General features: G+C 34.0%; 4 protein-coding genes and 2 tRNA genes. 3 read left to right on the top strand and 3 right to left on the bottom strand.

The window, feature by feature from the left end; all coding sequences use genetic code 11:
• Window positions 1-199: 199 nt before the first annotated feature.
• Window positions 200-271, top strand: a tRNA-Glu gene (locus PF572_03185).
• Between the two features lie 202 nt (window positions 272-473).
• On the opposite strand, the gene PF572_03180 is transcribed toward PF572_03185, so the two are convergent.
• Window positions 474-659, bottom strand: a complete 186-nt coding sequence (locus PF572_03180) for a hypothetical protein (GenBank protein MDA3840068.1) — start codon at window positions 657-659, stop codon at window positions 474-476.
• A 481-nt stretch (window positions 660-1,140) separates the two neighbouring features.
• Between PF572_03180 and tsaD the strand changes: the two genes are divergently transcribed.
• Window positions 1,141-2,169 (top strand): tRNA (adenosine(37)-N6)-threonylcarbamoyltransferase complex transferase subunit TsaD, encoded by a 1,029-nt coding sequence (gene tsaD, locus PF572_03175; protein MDA3840067.1) that lies wholly within the window; start codon window positions 1,141-1,143, stop codon window positions 2,167-2,169.
• 386 nt (window positions 2,170-2,555) lie between these two features.
• On the opposite strand, the gene ppsA is transcribed toward tsaD, so the two are convergent.
• Window positions 2,556-4,955, bottom strand: a complete 2,400-nt coding sequence (gene ppsA / locus PF572_03170) for a phosphoenolpyruvate synthase (GenBank protein MDA3840066.1) — start codon at window positions 4,953-4,955, stop codon at window positions 2,556-2,558.
• A gap of 57 nt (window positions 4,956-5,012) precedes the next feature.
• The gene (locus PF572_03165) at window positions 5,013-5,324 is read right to left on the bottom strand and encodes a hypothetical protein (GenBank protein MDA3840065.1); all 312 of its coding nucleotides are present in this window, start codon (window positions 5,322-5,324) and stop codon (window positions 5,013-5,015) included.
• 130 nt (window positions 5,325-5,454) lie between these two features.
• Here PF572_03165 and PF572_03160 point away from each other — a divergent pair.
• Window positions 5,455-5,536 (top strand) — tRNA-Leu (locus PF572_03160).
• The last annotated feature ends 99 nt before the right edge of the window (window positions 5,537-5,635 follow it).

Here is a 5,635-nt window from a genome sequence, read left to right as displayed (position 1 = left end):
ATTGGTATATTTTTTCATAGAAGTAGTGGTTAATTTTAGTTATAGTTGTAAAACTAGTTTTCATAGCTAATCTTACCACTACTTTTTAGTTTTCCACCACAGTTAATATTGTACAGCCAGTTAATATTGACATAAACTATTTATTTGTTTATACTACATTCTAGTGGTCCGCAAAGGACTGCATTTTATTTTACAACTTGTCGCCATCGTCTAACGGTTAGGATATCAGGTTTTCATCCTGGAGATCGGGGTTCGATTCCCCGTGGCGATACAATGAAAAAACAGAGCTTGTCTCTGTTTTTTTGTTGCATTGACGCGAGGATGAGAACCCCGAAGTGTGATAAATCTAAGGAAAAAGAAAAGCGTTGCTTCTAGGCAAAAATATATGGAAATATTATAAACATTTACGATTGGGTTGTTGGGGCTCGCCCCTTCGATTCCCCGTGACAGCCCCAAAATAAAACCCCCTATCTCTAGGGGGAGTAGTTATTAATCATTTTGTGCCAAAAGATTAGTTTTTTTGAATTTTTGTAAGTACTGTTATATTCCTCGAGAGTTATGCCAGGAATATATTTTTCTAAATATTTTATTGCCTTCCTGTCTGCAAACCACTCTCTTGTTTCGTGTGAAGCAGAAAGAAATTCTTCCTTATGATACACATAATGTACAATATGAAAAAGATCATGTGCAACCACAAAAATATAATTGATCTTGTTGTGACCGAGCAGACTGAAGGATAAATATATAATTTATTTCTTTTTTTTCTAAAGACGACCCTCCCGCTAATAAATAATCTATAAAACCCATCTTCAAGTTCAGCAGTAGAATACTTTAGATCTTTGTCTATTTCGAAAATTACCTCTTCTTCTATTAACGGATATCTAGCCACAACTTTAGAAAAAATTTCATCATAAATTTTTTTTGCCTCCAGGCTTCTAGGATTAAAATAATTTTTACTTAAATTATTTTTTATCAAAACCATGTTTGCGAAAATATACAATAAAAATTTATAAAGCAAGCCAAGTATATTCATAAATTCCTCTCCTTTTATTAAGGACCAAAGATATTTTATCTTATACTATTTCTTGCAATTTTTCAAGTATTTGTTTAATATACCCTATTGCTGTAAAATTATTACATATGAAAATATTAGGAATTGAATCTAGTTGTGATGAAACTGCTGCCGCTGTTGTTAAGGGAACAGGCGACTCAGTAAAGGTTTTATCGAACATAGTTTCTTCACAAATTGATATACACAAGAAATATGGTGGGGTCATACCTGAGGTTGCTGCCCGAGAGCATGTTTTGGATATTTTACCAGTTGTTGATACTGCCTTAAAAAATGCAGGTATTAATAAAAAAACCTTTTCAAAAGAACTTGACGCCATAGCAATTGCAACTGGTCCAGGATTAGTAAGCTCCTTGATGGTGGGGATTGAAACTGCCAAAACCTTATCTTATATTTTTGATGTCCCAATAGTAAATATTAATCACATTGAAGGACACATTTATGCCAATTTTATTGATTCAGAAAATATCGAATTTCCTGCAGTTGTTTTAACTGTTTCTGGTGGTCATACTATGTTAATATTAATGAAAGGCTTTAATAAATTTGAAACCCTTGGTGAAACCAGAGATGATGCAGCCGGAGAGGCTTTTGATAAAGCTGCTCAACTTATGGATATAGGCTACCCGGGAGGACCAATTATTTCCCAACTAGCCGAAACTTCAAAAGAAGATAACACAATCAAATTACCCAGACCAATGATTGATTCCCCTAATTTTGAATTCTCATTTTCGGGTCTTAAAACTGCTCTATTATATCAACTCCAATCTAATTCTGACTTTAAAAATAAAATTCCTGAATACTGTCAAGAATTTCAACAAGCCATAATTGATGTTTTAATTAAAAAAACAATCAAAGCTGCTACAAAATATTCTGCCAAAAGTATTTTACTCGCCGGTGGTGTTTCTGCCAACAAAGAACTCCGTTTACAATTAGAAAATAGTATAAATAAAAAGCTAGCAGAAACAATATTTTTCAAACCAAAATTAGCCTATACAACCGATAACGCAGCCATGATAGCATCCGCTGGATACTTCAAGGCTCGCGATAAAATATATACAAAATGGAGAGACATTAAAGTTAATCCAAACCTAGCTCTTTAAAAAGGAGGTCCTCATGGACACCAAAAATAAAAAAAATCGGCCTTTTAAAGGTACAAACATTCCTTTTGCAAACACAATGGTGGTTATTAATTTTATTCTTGTTGCACTTCTTCTCTTTACCGTTTTTCACTAAAAACTTTCTTTAATTTCTAGAAGGAGTTATCCATGGAAAATAAAAATTCTCCTGAAGATTTCACTCAAGAAAATCTCTTTGCAATCGTCCTCTTATCTCTGGCTGGCCTATCTTCTTTTCTCTTTTTACTCTACAATCGTTTCTTTATGTAAACAACAAAAACCGCGGAAACAATCCCGCGGTTTTTCTTTTGATTTGCGTGTGAGCAAATCATCCCGCTAGTCACAAAGTGACGTAGAGGTAATATTCATATTTATTTTCTCTTTTTCTTTTTCATCACCTCTTCTGTCTTCAAAACTGCCATAGTTGTTTTGATAATTGTATCTGGAATTAACGAAATACTATCAATACCAAGTTCAACTAAATATTGTGCAAAGTCCGGAAAATCACTTGGGGCTTGTCCACAAATCCCAACTTTAGTTTTAGTCTTTTTGGCGACTTGGATTAAATAAGTAATCAAAGTTTTAACAGCTTCATTCTTTTCATTAGATACTCCATCAACCTTCAATGTCCCTCCAGCAGAATCACGATCTATTCCGAGAGTTAATTGTGTTAAATCATTTGATCCAATTGAGAATCCATCAAACTCTGCAGCGAATTGGTCGGCCAAAATAATATTGGCAGGAATCTCAGCCATTACATAAATTTCAAGGCCATTTACTCCTTGCTTCAATCCATTCTTCGCCATGATTTGTTTAACTCTTTTTCCTTCTTCAATCGTTCTACAAAACGGTACCATTATCTTTAAATTAGTTAGTCCATTTTCATCACGAACTTTTTTCAAAGCCTTGCATTCCAATTCAAATGCTGGCAAAAATAATGGAGAATAATATCTACTTGCTCCGCGCCAACCAATCATTGGATTTGATTCAATTGGTTCATATTCACGCCCTCCAATTAAGTTTGCATATTCATTGGTTTTAAAATCAGACAATCTTACAATGACGTCCTTTGGATAAAATCCAGCGGCTATCATACTAACTCCCTCTGCTAATTTATCAACGAAAAAGTCTGTTTTATTCTTATATCCAATCGTTATATCGTCAATTTGTTTTTTAACCTTCTTGTCTTTAATTTTACCGTAGTTCAATAAAGCTAGCGGGTGGATCCTAATAAAATTATTAATAATAAATTCTAGTCTAGCCAAGCCAACTCCATCATTTGGAATAAATGAATTTGTGAAAGCCATATCAGGCTCACCAATATTCATCATAATCTTTGTTTTAGGTTTTTTGAGTGTTCCTATGTTTGTCTTGTTTATTTTAAAAGGGAGTTCACCTTTGTAAATATGTCCAACTTCTCCTTCTGCACAAGAGGCAGTCACCTTTTGTCCTGTCTTAATAACTTTACTTACAGTTTCCGTTCCAACAACACAAGGAATTCCCAGCTCACGAGAAACAATAGCTGCATGACAAGTTCGTCCACCTTTGTCGGTTACAATGGCTGAAGCTATTTTCATAATTGGTTCCCAATCTGGATCTGTCATATCTGTTACAAGAACCTCTCCTTTTTTGAAATTTTTAATATCCTTGATATCCATTATCCTGCGAGCAACTCCCCCACCAATCTTAGACCCAACTGCAGTACCGGCTATAATTAAATCACCTTTTTTCTCTAATTTATATTCTTCAATTACATTATGATCCCTTACCGAGTGAATTGTTTCAGGTCTAGCTTGAATTATATATAATTTTCCATCCTTCCCATCAAGTGCCCACTCCATATCCATTGGACGACCATAATGTTCTTCAATAATTACAGCCCATCTTCCAAGTTGTTTAACTTGATCATCTGTAATTGATTGTTTGTGTTGATCAGCAACACTAACTGGAATGTCTTTAACTGGATTTTTTGCTCCTTTAACATTGTTGTAAACCATTCTTAAAGACTTCTTTCCAATTCTCTTTGAAACAATAGCGTCAGTTGGCTTAAAATAATAAAACTCATCTGGATTAACTTTACCTTGAACTATGTTTTCTCCAAGACCATAAATTGAATCAATTAAAACCGCTTTATCAAAACCAGATTCTGTATCAATGGAAAACATAACACCAGATGAAGCAATGTCAGAACGGGCCATTTTCTGGACCCCAACGGAAAGTGCTATATCAAAATGATCAAAGCCTTTGTCAACACGATATGAAATTGCCCTGTTTGTAAATAGAGAAGCAATGCATCTTCTAGTTGCATCAATCAGAGCGGCTTCACCATGAATGTTTAAATAAGTGTCTTGTTGTCCTGCGAATGAAGCATCAGGTAAATCCTCAGCAGTGGCAGAAGATCGAACAGCCACATCAACATTTTTTACCTTATACTGTTTAGATAATTTAACGTAAGCCTCTGTAATTTCTTTTTTAAAATCACCTGGAAGCTCTGCTTTCAAAATAACTTCTCGAACCGCCTTCCCTCTCTTTGCCAAATCAACAACATCTCCAGTATTGAGGCCTTTTAGAATTTTTCTAATTTCCTTTTTAGTTCCACTGGTTTCAAGAAAATAGTTATAAGCATTTGAAGTTGTAGCAAAACCATTTGGGATTCGTACTCCTTTTTTTTCGAGCATTTGATACATCTCACCAAGAGACGCGTTTTTTCCTCCTACTTGAGGCACATCTTTTATTCGTAATTCATTAAAAAACTTTATGTATTTAGACATGCTATTAAATAAAAACCCGCTAAACAGGTTTTCATATTTAGTTTATTATTTTATTTACTAAAAATTAATTTTTTTACTAAGCTCATAAACAACAGGTATTTTATACCATTCGCCGTTGTATGCCTTCATTATTCCAACAATTGAAACAATCAAAAGAACCAGTCCAAACAGTTGCCCCCAGAAAGGAACGACCGTTGCAAAACTTAAGAAAAATAATATTAATCCTTGTTTTGCATGAAACTGGGCAAATTTTGATTTCTTCTTTGTTAAATAAACATACAAAGATACTATCCAAAAGTAAGAAAGAAAAGCTTCTGTCTTATTTTTTTCAATATCCTTGTTTTCTAAATCTTGTTTTTCGTTTGTCATAATATTAAAATTATTTTATAAATTTATTATAACACAAAAAAGATTAAGAATACATTTAAGCCTGATTGACAAAAATATTTTTTCCATTAGAATATAATCATAGCAAGAAATTGCTTATTTTTATTGAAAAGCCGAGGTGGTGAAATTGGTAGACACGCATGGTTTAGGCCCATGTGCAGCAATGCATGGAGGTTCAAGTCCTCTCCTCGGCACATAAATGAACAGTATCGCAAGATGCTGTTTTTTTATGTGACGAGAGAGCGACGCAGAACCTCCTGCTGGAACCAGTTTAAGGAATTTGGAATATGTCG

It is taken from the genome of Patescibacteria group bacterium, from assembly GCA_027858235.1.
GTDB lineage: Bacteria > Patescibacteriota > Patescibacteriia > Patescibacteriales > BM507 > BM507.
This window is presented reverse-complemented; position numbering and strand designations above follow the sequence as displayed.